This window comes from Bacillus sp. PAMC28571 (assembly GCF_014250435.1).
GTDB lineage: Bacteria > Bacillota > Bacilli > Bacillales > Bacillaceae > Bacillus > Bacillus safensis.
Genome location: NZ_CP060191.1, coordinates 3,187,003 through 3,206,935 on the forward strand (window position 1 = coordinate 3,187,003; position 19,933 = coordinate 3,206,935).

General features: G+C 42.2%; 17 protein-coding genes. 4 read left to right on the plus strand and 13 right to left on the minus strand.

The genetic code is table 11. The annotated features are described in order from the left end of the window. Positions 1-35 precede the first annotated feature (35 nt). Both H7F25_RS16185 and H7F25_RS16190 read right to left on the minus strand, forming a co-directional pair. Complete coding sequence (locus H7F25_RS16185; RefSeq protein WP_185853926.1) at positions 36-1,343, minus strand: purine/pyrimidine permease; 1,308 nt, start codon at positions 1,341-1,343, stop codon at positions 36-38. A 32-nt stretch (positions 1,344-1,375) separates the two neighbouring features. Beyond that, a complete protein-coding gene (locus H7F25_RS16190) occupies positions 1,376-1,708 on the minus strand; it encodes a YwdI family protein (protein ID WP_024423816.1) in 333 nt (110 codons plus the stop codon). Between the two features lie 170 nt (positions 1,709-1,878). On the opposite strand from H7F25_RS16190, the gene H7F25_RS16195 reads away from it, so the two are divergent. Further along, positions 1,879-3,237, plus strand: a complete 1,359-nt coding sequence (locus H7F25_RS16195; RefSeq protein WP_149126166.1) for an aldehyde dehydrogenase — start codon at positions 1,879-1,881, stop codon at positions 3,235-3,237. 33 nt (positions 3,238-3,270) lie between these two features. On the opposite strand, the gene H7F25_RS16200 is transcribed toward H7F25_RS16195, so the two are convergent. Together H7F25_RS16200 and H7F25_RS16205 are read right to left on the minus strand one after the other, a co-directional pair. Next, positions 3,271-3,951, minus strand: a complete 681-nt coding sequence (locus H7F25_RS16200) for a uracil-DNA glycosylase (RefSeq protein ID WP_185853927.1) — start codon at positions 3,949-3,951, stop codon at positions 3,271-3,273. Beyond that, positions 3,948-4,775 (minus strand): glycosyltransferase family 2 protein, encoded by an 828-nt coding sequence (locus H7F25_RS16205; protein WP_149126165.1) that lies wholly within the window; start codon positions 4,773-4,775, stop codon positions 3,948-3,950. Before H7F25_RS16205 ends, H7F25_RS16200 begins: the two co-directional genes overlap by 4 nt. Before the next feature lie 128 nt (positions 4,776-4,903). On the opposite strand from H7F25_RS16205, the gene H7F25_RS16210 reads away from it, so the two are divergent. Both H7F25_RS16210 and H7F25_RS16215 read left to right on the plus strand, forming a co-directional pair. Continuing rightward, the gene (locus H7F25_RS16210; RefSeq protein WP_149126164.1) at positions 4,904-5,218 is read left to right on the plus strand and encodes a YflT domain-containing protein; all 315 of its coding nucleotides are present in this window, start codon (positions 4,904-4,906) and stop codon (positions 5,216-5,218) included. A gap of 125 nt (positions 5,219-5,343) precedes the next feature. Next, positions 5,344-6,153, plus strand: a complete 810-nt coding sequence (locus tag H7F25_RS16215) for a bifunctional hydroxymethylpyrimidine kinase/phosphomethylpyrimidine kinase (RefSeq protein WP_024426411.1) — start codon at positions 5,344-5,346, stop codon at positions 6,151-6,153. A 47-nt stretch (positions 6,154-6,200) separates the two neighbouring features. Here H7F25_RS16215 and H7F25_RS16220 read toward each other — a convergent pair whose 3' ends face one another. The 8 genes from H7F25_RS16220 to H7F25_RS16255 all read right to left on the minus strand — a co-directional run bounded on the left by H7F25_RS16220 (position 6,201) and on the right by H7F25_RS16255 (position 15,711). Then, positions 6,201-7,274 carry a chitobiase/beta-hexosaminidase C-terminal domain-containing protein gene (locus tag H7F25_RS16220; protein ID WP_171464773.1) on the minus strand — a complete coding sequence of 358 codons (1,074 nt, stop codon included), beginning with the start codon at positions 7,272-7,274 and terminating at the stop codon, positions 6,201-6,203. A 156-nt stretch (positions 7,275-7,430) separates the two neighbouring features. After that, positions 7,431-7,685 (minus strand): hypothetical protein, encoded by a 255-nt coding sequence (locus H7F25_RS16225; RefSeq protein WP_024423823.1) that lies wholly within the window; start codon positions 7,683-7,685, stop codon positions 7,431-7,433. A 218-nt stretch (positions 7,686-7,903) separates the two neighbouring features. After that, positions 7,904-9,244 carry an MFS transporter gene (locus H7F25_RS16230; RefSeq protein WP_149126162.1) on the minus strand — a complete coding sequence of 447 codons (1,341 nt, stop codon included), beginning with the start codon at positions 9,242-9,244 and terminating at the stop codon, positions 7,904-7,906. Positions 9,245-9,429: 185 nt separating this feature from the next. Further along, positions 9,430-10,584, minus strand: coding sequence for an amidohydrolase family protein (locus H7F25_RS16235; protein ID WP_185853928.1), 1,155 nt, complete (start codon positions 10,582-10,584; stop codon positions 9,430-9,432). 840 nt (positions 10,585-11,424) lie between these two features. Continuing rightward, positions 11,425-12,882, minus strand: a complete 1,458-nt coding sequence (locus H7F25_RS16240) for a glycoside hydrolase family 32 protein (RefSeq protein ID WP_185853929.1) — start codon at positions 12,880-12,882, stop codon at positions 11,425-11,427. 19 nt (positions 12,883-12,901) lie between these two features. After that, positions 12,902-14,290, minus strand: a complete 1,389-nt coding sequence (locus H7F25_RS16245) for a sucrose-specific PTS transporter subunit IIBC (RefSeq protein ID WP_122631601.1) — start codon at positions 14,288-14,290, stop codon at positions 12,902-12,904. A gap of 256 nt (positions 14,291-14,546) precedes the next feature. Next, positions 14,547-15,380, minus strand: coding sequence for a PRD domain-containing protein (locus H7F25_RS16250; RefSeq protein ID WP_024423828.1), 834 nt, complete (start codon positions 15,378-15,380; stop codon positions 14,547-14,549). A gap of 52 nt (positions 15,381-15,432) precedes the next feature. After that, on the minus strand, positions 15,433-15,711 hold the full coding sequence (locus H7F25_RS16255) for a hypothetical protein (protein WP_024423829.1): 279 nt from the start codon (positions 15,709-15,711) through the stop codon (positions 15,433-15,435). A gap of 500 nt (positions 15,712-16,211) precedes the next feature. Between H7F25_RS16255 and H7F25_RS16260 the strand changes: the two genes are divergently transcribed. After that, positions 16,212-18,638 (plus strand): S8 family peptidase, encoded by a 2,427-nt coding sequence (locus H7F25_RS16260; protein WP_185853930.1) that lies wholly within the window; start codon positions 16,212-16,214, stop codon positions 18,636-18,638. Between the two features lie 292 nt (positions 18,639-18,930). Here the strand turns inward: H7F25_RS16260 and H7F25_RS16265 are convergent, their stop codons facing one another. Then, positions 18,931-19,932 (minus strand): LLM class flavin-dependent oxidoreductase, encoded by a 1,002-nt coding sequence (locus H7F25_RS16265; RefSeq protein ID WP_185853931.1) that lies wholly within the window; start codon positions 19,930-19,932, stop codon positions 18,931-18,933. Position 19,933 lies beyond the last annotated feature (1 nt).

Consider the following 19,933-nt stretch of genomic DNA (forward strand, 5'->3'; position numbering starts at 1 on the left):
ATAGCGCGGGTGAAGGGCGACATTCAACTTTCCCTTTACGTTGACACGAGATTGTCGGATTTCTTTTTCTTTCGTAACAAGACTTGGTCGACCACGATCGCAATGAGTGTGCCTAGAACAAGACCGTTGCTTAATAATGAAATGAGCACAGGATGCATCCCTTTCAAGGCCCCCTGAGGCACAAACATCGCCCCTACGCCCGCTAAAACAGCAATCCCAAGAACAAAGCGAATCCGCGGAATTTCTTCTTTCTCATACTGATCAAACTCCGACATCGCAATCCCAATCATAGAAGAGAAGACCACAAAGTTTACAGCAAGCCCCACAGGGGGTGGCAATGCAGAGAAAAAGCTCATGAGCAGGGGAAACAAACTAATGAGAACAACAAGCAGACTTCCTATGAAAAAAGGCTTTCTCGAAGGAATTTTGGTTGTCTGGATAAATCCGGCTGCCCCCGAAATAGGTACAGGCGCAATCGCCCCGATCAGCCCGCTTAATAAATGACCAAATGCTGCGACAAAACCAGCAGGACGTGCTCTTTTCCGCTCACGCAGTTCACCAAATGCCTTCACTGAGCTTTCCACAATTCGAATACTTGCCAGCATGTTCACAATGAGTAAAATCGTTATAAAAAAGGACGTGACAAGCAATCCACTGTCAAAGACCGGCATACCGAATGGAAACAGCTTCGGAAACTCGATGATTTGTTCTGGAATTCGGACCGGCTTCGCCAATCCGAGTAGAGCGAATAACAGCCATCCGCCTGCAAGTGCGAATAACACAGAAAACTGTCTTAAATAATGCCATTTTGAGCGGCTGATCATGAAGGTAAGGATAATAATCAAGATCGATAAGCAAAAGACAAGCCCGTCTACTTGATTTCCCCGATAGCCGATGCCCATCAGCCCTTTCATAATTGGCTGACTTAGCTGCACAACAAGCAGCAGCAGGTAAATGCCTGTGACGACTGGCGTAAATAAAGACGCGAGCCAATTGATGATTTTAAATAGACTAAAAATAAAAAAGAAAACAGCACTAAAAATTAAAGCCCCTTGTAATGCTTGCAGGGTTTCAGGATACGTCGCAAAGATTGTACCTGTCATGCCGGCATAAAGGGTATACACACCCCACCAAAGCCCTGCTGGACTTTCATTAATCGGCAGCATATGGCCGCATAAACACTGCACCATTGCAACAAGACCAAGTGAAAAGAAAGTACTTTGAATCAGCTCCGCCGATTGCACTTGGTTCAATTCAAATGCTTGTGCAATCGCAATTGGTACGGCAATAGAAGCTGCGATAAAAAATGCCATCCACTGAATGGCGCCCAAAAATAGTTTCAAACCGATCACCTTCCCTTTGTCGTGACAAGACATTAAAAATCAAAAATAGAGTCGCCATTCCCGTCCTTCTCTTTTTGACCCTCATCATTTTGCTGAAATTTCTTCGCGCCACTTGTGCCCATGAGTTTCTCCAGCATGGCTTGATCTGCAGACACAGATGGTGCTGATGGTGTATGTATCGATGAAGGTGGTGAAATGACCGGCGACTGCGGCATTTGCACCTGTGATGGTGCGTCGAGAATGACATCACATAGTGAAGAAATGGCCGCCACTTGACGTTTCACCTCTTCATCATTTCCACTTTGTTTTGCTTTTTGAACCGCTTCCTCCATTTTTTGAAGCAGGCTTGATATATGAATATTCAAGGGTAGACCCTCCAATCTAAAAAAATCTCTTTTCAACATTATTTTACCAAATGAACAAACCAAATGGGTTCATTTTTTCAAAGCAGTGCGCTCACGACTCTCTTATTTGACCCGTCATCTTCATTCACACATAATAAAAGAAACAACATCGTCTATGAAAGGATTGAATAATGGACAAGCTCACTGCTCTATTTCAGAAACAAAAAGTCTTTCAGAAGCCGGCGGTTCAAGAACGCATCCGCATTCTTCAAGACTTAAAAGCAGCCATCAAACAGCATGAAAAGGATATTTTACAGGCCTTAGCCCATGATTTACATAAATCCGAACAGGAAGCCTATACAACAGAGATCGGGATAGTGTATGAAGAAATCAATCATACCCTCAAGCACCTTCACAAATGGGCGAAGCCAACTCGCGTGAAAACACCGCTGACTCATATCGGATCAAAAAGCATGATCATCAAGGAACCCTATGGAAGTGTGCTCATCATTGCTCCTTGGAACTATCCTTTCCAATTGGCCCTTTCTCCATTAGTCGGCGCGATTTCTGCGGGAAATGCTGTGATTTTAAAGCCGTCTGAGCTGACGCCGGCAGTCTCACAAGTGATCAGCACTATCATCAAACATGTATTTCAAGAAGACCATGCGGCTGTCGTAGAGGGCGGTGTTGATGTCAGTACAGAGCTGCTGAAACTGCCCTTTGATTATATCTTCTTTACTGGAAGTGTGGCAGTTGGCAAAGTCGTCATGGAAGCCGCCGCAAAACATTTGACTCCTGTCACACTTGAGCTTGGCGGAAAAAGTCCCAGCATCGTCATGCCTGATGCCGACATCAAATTAGCAGCGAAGCGGATCACCTTTGGAAAATTCACCAATGCAGGGCAAACCTGCATTGCACCAGACTATTTGCTCGTTCATGAATCCATCAAAGAGGAACTTTTGCGAGAAATGACAGCCTGTATCCGTGACTTTTATGGTGAACATCCCGAAACGCATCCGCACTTTGGAAAAAATGTCAGCCAGCGTCATTTTGACAGGCTTACACAATTTCTCTCAAATGGAACGATCGTCACAGGTGGACAGCGCAATGAACAGGAGCTCAAAATCGCTCCGACCATTTTAGACCACATCACATGGGATGATCCCGTCATGCAGGAGGAAATTTTCGGACCAATTCTGCCTGTCATGACCTTTGATTCTCTGCATGAGGCAGTTCATATGATCAAAGCAAGGCCAAAGCCGCTTGCGCTTTACTTATTTACAACAAATAAAGAAACAGAAACCTATATTCTAGACAACCTCTCATTTGGCGGAGGATGTATCAATGACACACTTATGCATGTCGCTACACCTTACCTGCCATTCGGAGGCGTCGGCGAAAGCGGCATGGGGCGATATCATGGGAAGGACAGCTTCTTTACTTTTACGCATGAAAAAAGCGTCCTGCGGCAAACCAATCGCTTCGATTTTTCCTTCCGTTATCCAAATGCGAAAAACGGACTCGACTTGGTTCGTAAATTTTTAAAATAAACAGGACGAAGGGTCTCTCCCCTCGTCCTATTTTCATTCAATATCCTTGATACACCAATTGATTTCTTCAATCCCCATTTGCTTTAAATACGCGTTTACCTTTGAAAACGGCCGGCTGCCAAAAAAGCCGTTTCTTGCAGAAAAAGGACTTGGATGAGGTGACTCAATGATGATATGCTTGTTTTGATCAATGCGTTCTTTCTTGTTTTGAGCATGTCTTCCCCATAACACAAAAACGACGGGCTGTTCACGCTGATTCAGCACATCAATCACGCGGTCTGTCACACGTTCCCAGCCCTTGCCTTTATGAGAATTCGCCTCGCCTTTTCTCACAGTCAGCACAGTGTTTAACAGCAGCACACCCTGCTCTGCCCAGCTGACAAGTGAGCCGTGGTTTGGAACAGGACAGCCAAGATCATCCTTTAGCTCCTGAAAAATATTTCTCAAAGATGGCGGGTGTTTGACGCCCGGCTGAACAGAAAAGCTTAATCCATGTGCCTGCCCTGGGCCATGATAAGGGTCTTGTCCTAAAATCACCACTTTGACCTTTTCATATGATGTCAAATGAAGAGCACGATACACGTCATCTGGTTTTGGAAAAACAGTCTGCGTGCGATATTCTTCCTTCATCCATTCACGTAATTCCTGATAATACGGCTGTTCAAATTCACTTTTCATCACAGCCCACCAGCTATCATTTAAAAATGGCTTCATTGTGATTTTCCTCCTTCTACTTGCTGCGCTAGTCTGGAGATCATCGGTTTTCCATCCCACACAATCTCACTCTCTGATTCTCTTTTTTTCATCGCTGGTTCTTCTAATAATATAGCAAAGTTCGCTGTCGGCAGATCGCCTAGTTCATGCTTTTCACTTAAATCATCTAAGTAGTTTTTCCTTGTTTCACCAAGATCACTAGACTGATTTCCACCGCCGTCAAAAAACGCATAGATCACGCTCGCAGCTGGCACTCGTTTCACTCGGGCATGCTGTGATACACGCAAAAAGAAGTCCCAGTCCCAATAATGATGCATCGCTGGATCAAAATAGCCAATCTCATCGTGTATACAGCGTTTGTACATACTGCCCGAAGGAACATATGTAGAAAAGACACGCATATCCTCAATATCTGCTGTATAAGCAAACAAACGTCTCGACAGCGGAAAACGGGTCGCGCCTTTTTCTTCAAATGATACAATTTCTGCATCAGAAAAGACAAAATCGGCATCCTCCAGCGCCTTGCTCATGCGTTCGATATGACAAGGTGTGAAGTAATCATCGTCGTCACTCAGCATGATGACGTCGCCTGTCAGCTCCCGCACCCCCACATTTCTGGCATTGACATGCTGGACATTCTCATCTAAATGAATCAAGCGGATCGGAAGCTCAGGGTAAAGTTCCCGAATGATGTCGACTCGCTCTCCTGCATCATTGACGACAACAATTTCAAAAGGCTGTACGGTTTGTCTTGTAATGGATTCAAGCAGCTCACACAGTGCGCTGAGCCGGTTATGTGTCACAATTAATAAGGAAATCTTCATATGCAGCTTACTCCTTTAATAGATTCGTCTTTTTCCATTAAAACATAAATTGACTTTCTTCTCATGATATAAAAGGCGGTTTGATTTGATGGGAAAATGGGAATTTTTGATGAAAAGGAGTGATGATGATGGAATATATCACGGTGAAGAATAGTAAAGAAGCAAAACAGACCATTGACCACATTCATTCATCGGGATCATCAAAGGACGCTGTTTTTGTTTTTGCCTACGACCCAGAACGCTCTGATACCGTAACAGAGCATACAGACGCCAAAAGCATGACAGCGGTCGATCAAGGAATTTTGGATCAAGTCGCCAATGTCATTCGCACCCGGGATGATGAACTGATGGCCAAAATGATGTCAACTGGGGCCGATCAAGAGTTAGCCTTAACCCTTTTAGACGAGCTGAAAAAAGGGAAATTGGTGATTTGTAAAAGGTAAGAAAGAGAGGCGTTCCGAAGAGAGGAACGCTTTTTTATGCCGTTTCATTGTGATAAACGGAAAAGCTGATTATAATAAGGGATAGAACAATAACTGTTACACATCACATTGGAGGTTCAGCAACTATGTCTATGAATAAAGCACTCACCATCGCAGGTTCGGATTCAAGCGGCGGTGCAGGTATCCAAGCAGATTTAAAAACGTTTCAAGAAAAAAACGTCTACGGGATGACAGCTTTAACCGTTGTCGTTGCAATGGACCCACATAATCATTGGGATCATCAGGTGTTTCCAATTGATACGGCGACAATTCGCGCGCAGCTCTCTACCATTGTAGAAGGCATTGGTGTAGATGCACTGAAAACGGGTATGCTTCCTACCGTCGACGTGATCGAGCTTGCAGCTGACACCATCAAAACATATGACCTAAAAAATGTCGTCATTGATCCTGTCATGGTTTGTAAGGGTGCGAACGAAGTCCTTTATCCAGAGCACGCGGAAGCACTGCGTGAAAAGCTCACGCCACTGGCAACCGTTATCACACCTAACCTTTTCGAAGCAGGTCAATTAAGCGGAATCGGCGAGATTAAAACGATCGAACAAATGGAAGAAGCAGCAAAACGCATTCACGAACTTGGTGCAAAGTATGTAGTTATCACTGGAGGCGGTAAGCTCAGCGAAGACAAAGCCATCGATTTACTTTATGATGGACAAACCTTCGAACGCCTTGAAACAGATAAAATTGACACAGAATACACACACGGCGCAGGCTGCACATTCTCAGCAGCAGTCACAGCTGAACTAGCGAATGGATCAGACGTGAAAGAAGCCATTTATGCAGCAAAAGAATTCATCACGGCTGCCATTAAAGGCTCTTTCCAGCTAAACGAATACATCGGACCAACAAAGCATTCTGCTCATCGTTTTGACAAGTAAAACAGAAAAAACCGATTCGCCTTGTTAGGAGGTGAATCGGTTTTTGTTTATCGAAAGCTTCGTCTCTGTGCAAACAGCCAATCTGTTAAGCCTGGCGTCTCATAAGCAGGCGTCCATGATGCATGGTCATATCCATACTTACTTGCATACTCCGTATAAAGCGGCTGGCCGCCAGCTTTTTGAATAGCTTGAATTGTATTTCTTGCATAGCTGATAGGGATAATGGAATCATCTTCTGCATGAAATGCCCATATTGGCTTGTTTGCTAAAATTCCTGCCTTGCTTGGATCTGCACCCCCCGCAATAGGAATCATTGCTGCAAACAAACGAGGATATGTGATATTCAACTGGTACGTGCCAAATCCACCTTGTGATAAACCCGTCGCATAAATTCTTTTCTGATCAATCTGATAAGAAGTTAACACATGCTGAAGGACATCATAAGCTTTGTGTAAATCTGGTGAAAATTGAAACACGTTCGTCAGATCAATTTCATTTTGCAAATTTCTTGTTAATGCAAAGCCTCCATCGACAGCATTTCGTGCCTGAGGTGCAAGTACGTACGAAGGATGTTTCTTTTGGACTTCAGGAGAAGCCCATAAAACTGCACCATCATTCGCAAGTAACTGCTTTTGATTGTCTGTCCCCCTCTCCCCGCCTCCATGTAAGAATAGGACGAGAGGATAGGCTTTACCCCTTTTATGGTTTTTTGGAATATACAGCCGATAAGGCATTCCTTGGTATTCGAAAGATAAAAAAGATGATGCAATGTCCTCTCGTGTGACAAAGCGATAATTGTACGTAGACGTGGAAAGGCGGCGGTTTTTCTTGTAAACGCTTACTTTTAAAGTCGTATCAGTTTCGATATGAATGGGCTTTTTGTATAACTGACTTTGAGTTGTCGGCTGGCTGCCATCTGTTGTGTAATAAAGAGAAGCTTTTTGAACGTGAGAATGCAGAGCTACCTCTTGTGAACGATAATATTGACCAGATGGGACTGAAGCAGTTGATGCAGCATACGACGTATGATTTCGGGCAGAAGAAACGGAAGGAAAAAGAAAACTCATAGAAAATAGGACAATCATAAAGGTGATCAGGCATTTCTTGGTTGTATGGTTCATATCGTTCCTCCTGTACATGCTCAGATGAATTTTTTATTTATTATTGATCATGACAATATAAATGTCAACGCTTTCATTTAAATTTCCGAATAATCAGTCAGAATACAAAAAAGCGTACCCGCACGCAGGTACACTCTTTTATCCATACATGAATGCCTATTTTTGCTGATCGGACTCTTTCGCCATTTTTCGAATAAAGGCTTCAATGGATTCAACAAATAAAGCATATTCTTTCATTTGTTTATACGTATCTGACAGCTTCTCTTTCACTTCTTCCTGCTCTAAAGAAGGTTCACCGAGAATAGATTGAACTTGAATGAGCAATTCTTTATATTCTTCACGTTTATCTTCAACATGATCTGCCATTGTCTCCAAGCGTTTTCTAGTCGTCGGCTGCTGTTTTGAATTCAAGTAAACAACCCCTTTTTTTGTCCTACCGCATTTGGATAAACGTCAGCCTCAGCTGTATATATTTTAAAATGATACCATAATTCCACCTGTTATCATATATGTAAAACGTCATCAAACCGCTTTAGGCCAACCTTGTATATACACGCTATAGGCTCTAAGATACAGGCTGATCTCACTAGAAAAAAGCAGATCATTGATCTGCTTAAATTGTAGAGAAATTATTTTTCAAGCCGGATTTCCCCTATTTCCTTCTGACTCTTTAAGGGAGTTCTTCTTTGCTCAAATTTCATAGCTAATACTAATAGGAAAGCTATTATTAAAATCATACTTAAGAAAATCAAACCGGCTTGCATTTTTCCTGTAGCATCTTTTAGCCACCCAACTGCATAAGGGCCAACAAAACCTCCTAGATTTCCAATTGAATTAATGACTGCAATTCCAACAGCTACTGTGGCTGGACTCAATATCATAGTAGGTAATGACCAAAAAGGACCTTTAAAACAATACATGGCTGCCAATGAAATAGTGATAAAAATCATTGCAATAAATGGATTGGACACCATTCCTACACTGAGTAACGTTAAACCAGCTACGAGTAACGGTAAAGCTGTGTGCATACGTCTTTCACCAGTGCGATCTGAGCGTCTTGACCAGTAATTCATGACGATTGAAGCAATAATGTAAGGGATTGTAGCAATGAAGCCGATCTGGGTGTTTGATAAATAGCTAGATAACCCTTTAATAATTTGGGGCATCCAATAACCAACGCCCAGTGTACCTGCAGTATATACAAAGTAAATTAAGGCGAGGTACCACAGTTTAGGATCAATCAAGGCCGTCTTATGACTAGAGGCTTGTCGGCCTTGCTTTTCTCTTAGCTCCTCGTCCTTTCTTAATTCTGACATCAACCAATTTTTTTCTTCAGCTGTTAACCACTTTGCTTGTTCTGGCCGGTCTGTTAAGTAGAAATATGTAACAAACCCTAAAATAACAGCAGGGGCGCCTTCGATAATAAACATCCAACGCCATCCAGGTACATTCATCCAATGAATATGATCAATAATTAAGGTAGAAACGGGAGCTCCAATAATATAAGAAACTGCGATTGCTGTCATAAACATCGCAATTGTACTTGCTCTTTCTTTAGCTCGGAACCAATAAGTAAGGTATAAAATAATGCCAGGAAATAGACCTGCTTCTGCTATTCCAAGAAGGAATCGAATAACATAAAGCTGGGTAGCATTCTGAGCAAACCCAGTTGCCATAGAAATAATCCCCCAAGTAAAGAGAATCCTAGTAATCCAAACTCTTGCCCCAAATTTTTGCATTAAAATATTACTTGGTACTTCAAAGAGAAAATAACCAATAAAAAAAATACCTGTCACAAGACCAAACATTTTACTTGTTAGTCCTAAAGCTTCGTTCATTTCCAATGCAGCATATCCCACATTTGCCCTGTCTAGATAAGAAATTATATAGAGTAAAAATAGTAACGGGATTATTCTTCTTGTCACCTTTCGAATCGTCTTCTTTTCGAAATTCAATTGAGAATTTTCCATTCAAATTCCTCCTTTTAAAATAATTAAAAAGAAATTTTGATAACGCTTACATTCATTTGGAAATAAAGAGATACTCTTACGGTTCGGTAAGATGTGTAAGAGTATCTCCATTTACTCTTCTGTTGTTTCCTCAAGACAGCGAACAAAATGAAAACTTTCTTTCATCGTGTCAAAAACGTTTATTTTCAACTAAAATTGCTCTCAAGGTCTGGTTTACCGTTAAAAATTACATGTTTCGGTTGATAGTTAATGTTACCTAACACCGTTTCTCCATCTACATCGGGAAAGGCAGTCTCAGTAGAAGTAGAATCTAGAACCACAAGGTGATTTGGAGTAAAAGTAAAATCGTCAATTCCTAACAATTTAGGAGCTGTTACCAGAACTGCTCTAAAAGCTTCATCAAGAGACAGTCCACCTACAATCATTTTAGAAATGATGTAGCTCATGTTATAAACAGGGTATTTTCTCCATGACGCGCTTGTTAAATCTGTACTGATCGTATCTGGTTTAATTCCCTCAGCTAAGCATTTATAAAAAACATTCCAATTAAAGTGTTTTCTACCGTGACCGATATCTAATACTATTCCTCTTTCTACTGCATCTAGAAATTCTTTTTTTACCTTCCCGGCAGTATTTAACACGTTTCCATCCCTTCCTTGAAATGGATGAGTGAGAATGTCCCCTTTATTAAAATATTGTGTTACCTCTTCAATATCTAGTTGAGTTTCAGTTAAATGAACCATCATTCGTAAATCAGTTCGATCGGCTGCTTCTCTTGCTAAGCGTAATAAAGACCGGTCAGTCGTTTTGTCCACCTGACCTAAGCGAATCTTAATTCCTAATAAACAATCATCAGCTAAAGATGCAACTTCAACAATTCGATCCAACGAAATACTTTCTGGCTTGGTTGGGTTAGGATTGGGGTGATTGGTTAGCCCTTCTGGTAAAGCTGATAACCAAGAACGAACTGTTAACGGGCTGTTTTCCCAATAACGATTTGCTTCCTCCCATCCGTCATAGCCAAAAGTACCTGCGTCCCCAACTGTAGTTACTCCTGAGGAAAGATATTGTTTATCTGTTACACCAATCTCTGCTCCAGGTGCCCATACATGACAATGAAAATCTACTAGTCCCGGTACAATTACGCTAGATTCAGATAAATGAATATCCCTATCATTCTCATGAGTAACTGTTATGCTTGTAGACTTATTTGGAATGAACCCCTTTTCTGACCAAATAGAACCGCCTTTAAAATTCCATACTCCCATGCAAATACACCCCTTAACTTCATATTGATTTAATAGACATCCAACCACTGGTGCTAAATCACTGACCAACATACACTCCTCTTCATTTTGGATAGTGGAAACAATCAACTAAGTAGAATTTTTAATCTGTTTACTGCCAGCCATACACCAATAAGACAGCGCTTTCAAAAATGAAATGAATGACGTAACCCCTAGCTTCGACAACTTTCATTTTAGAGAAAGAGCACCCCTCATCATAAAAAAGTTATATGATTTATCATATGTAATAAAAATTACTTTATTTTATATTAAAGTAATATTCATTACCAATAATTTAAATGTATGTTATCACTCATAATTAATAAAGTAAACCTTTTTTATAAAGAACAGCATGATAAAGTAAAACGAACAGTGAAGCAAATGGGAAAAATCGTTTTATCTAATAGTTATCAAGAAAATATAATGGAATTAATGCCGAGGGGATGCAGATGTCGTGGTTGCCATTGGTCCAAAAGCCAAAAAACCAATGAAAATAAAAATTCCACTTATGATCAGTGGAATAAGATGCAAGACTTTCTTTGGCTGAAGCACTAATAATGTCAAAACATCGATTAATCCTGAGGAAGGCGGGGTTAGTTTTCAAAACTGATTGATCAGAAGCAGAACATTTAAACGGGCTGATATGATTGAAGTTAAAAATTTGGACAAGGTACTTTAGCCGGAACGGGCGGGGAATTTAACAAAGAAAACGAGGATGCGGTATTGGGGTCCCCAATATCCCGCACCTCAATTATCTGATAGAGAAATGTAATTCTACATCGGCACCTTCTCTATCAATCGTGCAGACGGTGCTGAAGCGCCCTTTTTTTATGCCTTGCTGTTTCTGTTACTTTCAATTTCACGTCATACTGATCATCACTTGTAGGTTAAGGATCATCGATTTGCTTCTCTTTGTAAATGCCATGTCTTCAGTTTCAGCTTTGTTTCATTTCTGCCACTGATGGAGATCGATTTATTTCCCGGGGAAGGAAAGTAACGTGCAGTAAAAACTTCTCGGCCTCCGTTTACAAAAATCTCAATTGACGATGAGTCGATAAAGATATGAAGGTCGTGTAATTCCTCTATAAGTGCTTCACGAACTTCCTTTGATCGATCTTCAAATCGATCCCGCTCTAATGTCAGCTTCCCTTCCTCTAAATCATAGATGATGCGTGCAGCTGCACGGATACAGCATTCAAACCCTTTTTGTGTGTCAATTTGATCAATGAATACCTCTGCGCTCGTAATATCCTCTACAGGGATGGAATGAACAGAACGTTTAATATGAAAAACATGCTCTTGTTCATTGGTCCGCATGGATTGAAGTTCACTTACTGGTTTTTGAATCAGATGTCCGTCCTCATCTAAACGGAGTTCTCTAGGGATCGTGAGGCAGTGTATCCATTGATAAGAAATTGTCGGATGATGCTCTTCTCCTTGATCAGGCACCCCCATCCACCCGATTAAAAGTCGTCTGCCTGATTCGTCTAGAAAGGTTTGCTGCGCATAGAAGTCAAAGCCACGGTCCAGTTCCTCAAACGCTCCGTGTGTATATTGATACGAGTGATCATCCAATGTGCCAACAAAATAGCCTGATTGATGTGTATTGTGATATTTTAAGCCATCTGGCTCTAGTCCTTGTGGTGACACGATCAATACATCCCGGCCGTCTAATTCAAACAGATCTGGACATTCCCACATATAGCCGAAATTGTCTAAACCATTCTTTCCGCTGCCTGCAATCGTGCCTTGAAACGTCCAATTATCTAACGTATCAGAGGTAAATAAGACAAGGTGTCCTTTCAGGTCTAAGCTTTGTGCACCAAGGACCATGTACCACCGGCCATTTCGCTTCCATACCTTCGGATCTCGAAAATGGGCAGTGAACCCTTCAGGGAGCGTTGCCACGACACCTTTTTTCTCAAAGTGAATACCATCTTCCGAAACAGCTAAACATTGATACGTCTCACGATTCCCTTGTTCATCCCGAACGTTTCCAGTGTACATCACATGCATCTGCCCATCGTCTATAAATGCACTGCCAGAATAACAGCCGTTTTGATCAAACCAATCACTTGGGGCAAGAGCGGCTTCTTCGTGCTGCCAATTGACTAGATCTGTCGATGTATAATGCCCCCAGAATTTTGCACCATGCCCCGTTTTGAATGGCTGCCACTGATAAAAAACGTGGTAAATTCCTTTCCACTGAATCAGCCCATTCGGATCATTTAAAAGACCGACTGGCGGCATCAAATGAAAATTCTGCCGGTACACATCCTTTTTGACCAAATGCTCATAGTTTCGAATACGGTCTGCTATCTTTTGACGAAGTGCTGCGTCAGTTGTTGTCATGACTGTGACCACTCCTTGATTATTTTTCGACTTCTTTTACTTTAAAAATGATAGTGAGAATAAATGAAACAGCAACAGCGATTAACATACCAATCACATAATTGACCACATTCTGAAGACCGAATGGTGCTGCAATCGCAATCATCGGTATGCCTGTTAAACCATAAGCATTGGCTGCTACCTTCGTGAAAACGACGAATGCCCCGCCCAATGCGCCTCCAATCATCGCCGCAATAAATGGTTGACGATAGCGAAGGTTTACACCGAATATGACAGGCTCGGTAATTCCTAAAAAAGCAGAGAAGGCAGCAGGAAGGGCAATTTCTTTTGTTTTTGCACGCTTGGCTAAGAAAAAGACAGCCAATCCTGCTCCGCCTTGCGCGACATTGGACATTGCCCAGATCGGCAGCAAATAGTTACGCCCAATATCATTCAGCAATCCTGCCTCAATCGCATGGAAGCTATGATGAACCCCTGTGAGCACAATTAAAGAGTAAGCACCGCCGAAAATGAGTCCTGCTAAGAACCCTGCATGGTCATAAATAAATGTCAGTGCACTCGAAATTCCTGTACCAAGCATTCTTCCAAGCGGTCCAACTGCAATAAACGTCACAAATCCAGTGACAATCACGGTCACAAATGGGGTCACAAGTAAATCAATACTGTTCGGAACCATTTTTCTTAAATTCTTCTCAACAAGGCACATGATATATACGGTCAATAATACTGGAATGACCGTCCCTTGGTAACCAAGAAGAGCAATATCAACATTGAATAAATGCATATACTCTGGTTTTGCTTCCGTCAATCCCCACGGATTAAGCAGATTCGGGTGAATCATAATTCCCCCAATGACAGCCCCTAAATACGGATTTCCGCCAAACTCTTTCGCTGCACTGACCCCAATTAAAATCGGTAAAATGATAAAGGCTGCACTTGAGAACATATCAAGCATTTGGAAGATCGCAGAGCTTGGATCAGCCCATTTGAAGGCTTTCATCATGCCTAAGAGACCCATTAACAAACCGCTTGCCACAATTGCTGGAATGATCGGTACAAAAATATTCGATAACGTCTTTGCAAAACGCGCAAGTGGATTCATTTTTTGTTTCACTGCTTCATCATGGCTGACAGGCTTTTGATTCTCGTCGCCTGTCTCAAGACCAGTCTCACGAGCAAATGGTTCATACACTTTGTTGACAGATCCCGTTCCAAAAATGACTTGAAATTGCCCTGAACTTGAGAAGGCCCCTTTCACACCTTCAAGTTCTTCAATGGCCTCTTTGTCAATCAAATCCTCATTTTTCACTACCAATCTAAGTCTTGTTGCACAATGCGTAGCACTAATGATATTTTCTTTGCCGCCTAACAGTTTCGTTAATTCTTTGGCTGTTTTTTGATAATCCATGATGTCTCCTCCTTTTTTAAAGCAAAAAAGACCTAAAATTCACCAACGAGTAAAGGACATACACGTCTCCTCGTTACGCAAATTTTAGGTCTTGCCTGCCTGACAGTCACAATCCCGCGATATCAATTTTTGATGACGCTTTCATCATAGTATAAGACTGTGACATGCGTCAACCTCTTTTTTCAAATCCAATGACCCATATACACTAATAAGAGTAGTGTGCATAAAAAAAAGCCTGCATGCAGGCACGATCATTTTAAACCAATTCGGCTTCCTGCAGACGCTGGACATGCAGCGTGATGTAGCCGATCTCCGATTCAGGGAGATGAAGTCCATATTCATCTTTTAACAAATCAGCGAGTCCAAGTGCACACCGGTACGCCGTATCATACTTTGTTTGGATAAAAATCAGCATGTCTTCGTCCATGATTTGAAATGCCTCATTCGATTCCAACCTGCCTAATGCATACCTCAAATGTGTCACAAGCCGCTGATAGGAAATACTATCCTCATCAATTGAATGCTGAAAATAGCTTTCAATATGCTCGATCATTTCTTTAATCATCGTTGTATATTTCACGGTCTTTTTCATGGACTCCGTATTCATTTTGGCCGTATGAATATGAAGTGCCACATATCCTGCCTCATCGTCCGGCAGTTCAACCCCAAGCCGCTCCTTTACATAACGAATGGCATACTTTCCAATCTCATATTCCTGCTTATATAAGACTTTGATCTCACCAAGCAATTTATTATATAGCACAATGCCTTTTTGAAGGCGTTCAATGGCGAAGGACAAATGATCAGTCAGTGATATGTGAATGTGATCACTGAGCGGCATCATGAGTTTCCCCTCTGCATAACTGATGATATGCTCTGCCACCTCAATATGCGCTTCTGGCAATGTGGCAAGAATTTGTTTGAATTTCTCATTTTCTTCACGCACAACAAAGATTTTCTCTATTTTTTGAAGAGGAACGACGTCATTTTTCCCCTTCTGAAAAGCAATTCCGGGTCCCATCACAATTTTCTCCTGATCGCCCTCCTTCACAACCACTGCGTTGTTATTCAATATTTTATATATCTTCAAGGGGTATCCTCTCCCAGCAGATAACATTTCTTAAGTGGGATTTTACCCTGTTTCACTTTTTCTGTAAAGGTAAGAGCGGACCAGCACGCGCCTCTCGCATCGTCTTCTCTTCAAGCATCATCAGACTTTGAGTAAACCGCTTCTCTGCTCTGCGTTTCTTCTTATGTTCTTCTGCCAGCTTCTCCAGCTCTCTCTCTTTCACTACTTGAAAGAATCCGGCATCCGCCGCGGCCGCCTGAAACCCTTGATTCTTCATCATCACACCAGGGTTCACAAGCACATTCATCATGAAACCAAACCATACGCTCAACCAGCTTTTTAATTTCTTCACTGAACATCCCTCCGCTTTTCTTAGAATCTAGCAGCTCTAGCAAAACAACTGCTCCTATCATATCCCGAGAAAAAAGAGAGGTTTGTCACAATCTGGGTGAAAAAACCAACTAGTTTTCAGAAGTTTTGTTGAAAAGTGCAGAAGATCATCATGTGCCTGGATGTTTCATTGAATATTTTATACACACACTATCCCAAAGATAAGCACATCTTATCAACAGGGTTTATCCACATATCAACACCCTCTTACTAGATTTTGTGTATGTAAATTTTTTATTTTCCATATATGTATCCGAATAATCGAGTTATCAACAGGAATTTGTGAATAAGTGCGACTTTATAAACAAAATAGTTCTTTATAACTATGTAAAATAAGACCATTTTAGTAAAGGAATTGTTTTCAACGTATTGAATACTTAATAACGGGCAGTGAATCTTTCCTATTTATCCACAAAAAGAAAGGCTATCTCCCTAAAAACACAGCTAGAAAGGGGAAAATTAATGAAAAAGGTCATATCTCGTTCTTCTGTTCTATTGTTCTCCACTATTTTTATTTTATCCACATTCTTTACCGGTCAACAGGCTGCTGCTGCTCCATCTAACAAAAAGATGGAACTAGAAAAAGCAGAAATCTTCGGTGAAATCAATGTCAACTCGAGAAAACAAACCACTGTCATTGTTGAATTAAAGGAAAAATCCTTAGTTGAAGCCAAGCAAGAAGGCGAATCACAAACAAAAGCCTATCTTAAAAAATCTCGAACAAAAGTAAAGAACGCAGCACTCAAAGAGGTAGATAAAGCGAGTGTTCGTCAAGAATATGAAAAAGTCTTCTCTGGTTTCTCTATGAAACTTCCTGCAAACGAAATCCCGAAGCTGCTCGCAGTTGATGGAGTAAAAGCCGTTTATCCGGATGTTACATATAAAACCGATGAAGTGAAAAAGGAAAGCATCCAGCTTCCAAACGAAGATGTCTCCCCGCTTATGGATAAGAGCGCTCCATTTATCGGTGCACCAAAAGCATGGGATGCCGGCTATTCTGGAAAAGGGGTCAAAGTCGCAGTCATTGATACTGGAGTAGACTATACCCACCCTGATTTAAAAGGAAACTTCGGTTTATACAAAGGCTATGATTTTGTTGATAATGATTATTCTCCGCAAGAGACACCTAAAGGAGATCCTAGAGGCGAATCCACAGATCACGGCACACACGTTGCAGGAACGATTGCGGCAAATGGACAAATTAAAGGGGTCGCAAAGGATGCCACGCTTCTTGCATACCGTGTACTTGGACCAGGTGGATCTGGAACAACTGAGAACGTTCTTGCAGGCATCGACCGGGCTGTTACTGACGGAGCAGATGTCATGAACCTCTCTCTTGGGAACAGTGTCAATAACCCTGATTATGCAACGAGCATTGCACTCGATTGGGCCATGTCTGAAGGCGTTGTAGCTGTTACTTCGAATGGAAACAGCGGTCCTAACAACTGGACTGTCGGTTCTCCCGGCACGTCAAGAGAGGCCATTTCTGTCGGAGCAACTCAGCTTCCGTACAGCCTTTACAATGTGAAATTCCCGAATTATTCTACTGCAAAAGTCATGGGCTACTACCAAGAGAGTGATTTAAAAGCGCTTGACCAAAAACAAGTCACACTCGTCCAAGCAGGAATCGGTGACGAAAAGGCATTTGAAGACATCGATGTTAAAGGAAAGGTGGCCGTGATTGAACGTGGTGCCATTGCTTTTGTGGATAAAGTCGACAATGCAAAAGCCGCTGGTGCAATCGGCGTTGTGATGTATAACAATACCGATGGAGAGATTCCAGTCGACGTACCAGGTCTCGCACTTCCTACAATTAAGCTGTCAAAAGCTGAAGGAACAGCACTTATCAAAGCCATTGAGGCTGGAAACGATACAACGGCTTTCTCCATTCAATTTGTCAAAGAACTTAGTGAGCAAGTCGCTGACTTCTCATCCCGCGGACCGGTTGTGGATACGTGGATGATAAAGCCTGATTTATCAGCACCCGGTGTCAGCATTGTGAGTACGATCCCAACGCATGATCCTTCTCAGCCTTACGGATATGGTTCTAAGCAAGGAACAAGTATGGCCTCTCCGCATGTGGCAGGAGTTGCAGCGATCATCAAACAAGCAAAACCATCGTACACAACTGAACAAATCAAAGCATTGCTGATGAATACAGCAGAAAAACTATTTGACGCAAATGGCAGCCCATTCCCTCATAACACACAAGGAACAGGCAGCGTTCGAATCATGGAATCACTTCAAGCGTCTTCTATCGTTTCTGATGCGAGCTATTCTTACGGCACTTTCTTAAAGGAAAAAGGCGTTCAAATCAAAACGAAGAAATTTAAGGTAGAAAACCTTTCAAAAGCACCGAAAACGTATACCATTGATTACAAATTCAATGGCAGCGGCATTAGTACAAACGGAACGAAAAAAATCACCGTCAAAGGGAATTCCACTGGATCCTTTACTTCCGCAGTACAGGTGAATTACGGAAAAACCAAAAAAGGGACGTACCAAGGCAGCATCACCATTCGCGAAAATGGCAGAAAGATCACGGAAATCCCTACTTTATTGATTGTGAAAGAGCCTGATTATCCGCGCGTCACTTCTGTTTCAGTAGAGCCGTACAACCGTGCTGGAAGCTATGTCATTAGCAGCTACCTGCCTGGCGGTGCTGAGAACCTTGCATTCCTTGTCTACTCAACCAATGGAGAGTATTTAGGTGAAGCTGGTGTTTATCAACATGTTGATAAAGGAGAGCACCGCGTAAAATGGAATGGCACAATCAATCAAGGCCAGAAGCTTGAAGCTGGTGAGTATACAATGCTTGCGTATGCAAGTTTGAAAGGAAAATCAGATACCGTACAAACGAAGGAACCTTTCGAAATTTACCCTGAATAAATGTGAATCACAAGAAAAGCCTTGTATGAGTGGATAAGCTCATCAAGGCTTTTCGATCATATATGGAGGAAAGAGAAATTCATGTTGATATGGCTATGGATCGTTTCTTTTTTTACTGCTTTTTTTCTGACGAACATACGAAGCAGCCTCGTCCTTTTCATCAAGCATGCGAGCTGACTGTTTATGCTTCCTGTATCTATCCGCTCAGCCTGCTGGTGTCAGCCGCTTTCTTCCTCACTATGATGCTCCTTTTCCCCTTTTACTGGCTCCGCAGGCGATAAATATACATACGTTATGCATCAAAGGCTTCTTTTAATAAACGATACGATGTGAGCCGGTCTTGCATGTGATGTGTGATGGTCACAGCGATCAATTCATCTGTCCGATAAGCCTTCGCGAGTGTGGTCAGCTGCTTTTTCACAGATGCTGGTGTTCCAACGACCATCCTTTGACGATTGGCAGCCACTCGTTTTTGTTCATAAGGACTGTAGGAATACGACTGTGCCTCTTCATATGAAGGAAAGCCTTCAAGATTCAGCCCCTGTTCATTGGCAAGTAAAGATAAATCTAAGCTGACAGCCAGTTTTTCTGCCTGCTCCTCTGTTTCGGCACATAAAACAAAGACTGCCAGACTGACACGCGGCTGATCACCGAATACTGAAGGTTCAAATCGATTGATATATTGCTCCACAGAGTCTTCTCCGCCTTCACCATTAATAAAAAGCGCAAACGTGTAGCCTGCACCTGCTTTCGCCGCAAGCCTTGCACTCCCTCCAGAAGAACCAAGCATCCATACTTCTGGCGCGGTCTCTACCTTCGGAGAAGCAGTCAAATGAGGCAGCGGGTAAAATTCATCCGCTAGATCATGTAAATAGACCTTCAATTCCTCTACCTGCTCAGGATACTGGTCGCCTAGACGCTTTCGCTCCCCATGATGAAGGGCAATGGAGGAAATAGGCATACCACCAGGGGCACGTCCAATCCCAAGATCGATTCTGCCAGGAGCCAGCGCTTCGAGAACCCTGAAGTTCTCTGCTACTTTATAGGCACTGTAGTGCGGGAGCATAACGCCGCCAGAACCAATGCGTATGTGCGATGTAACGGCTGATAAATGGCCGAGAAGCACCTCTGGACTCGATCCTGCAAGCCGGTTTGAAAAATGATGCTCTGATACCCAAAAACGGTGATAACCCCACTTCTCCGCCTGCTTCGCCAGTTCAACCGTCTGCTTCAGTGCTTCAGCAGGCGTAGCGCCTCCTATCAAAGGAGATTGATCCAGTATACTTAATTTCATT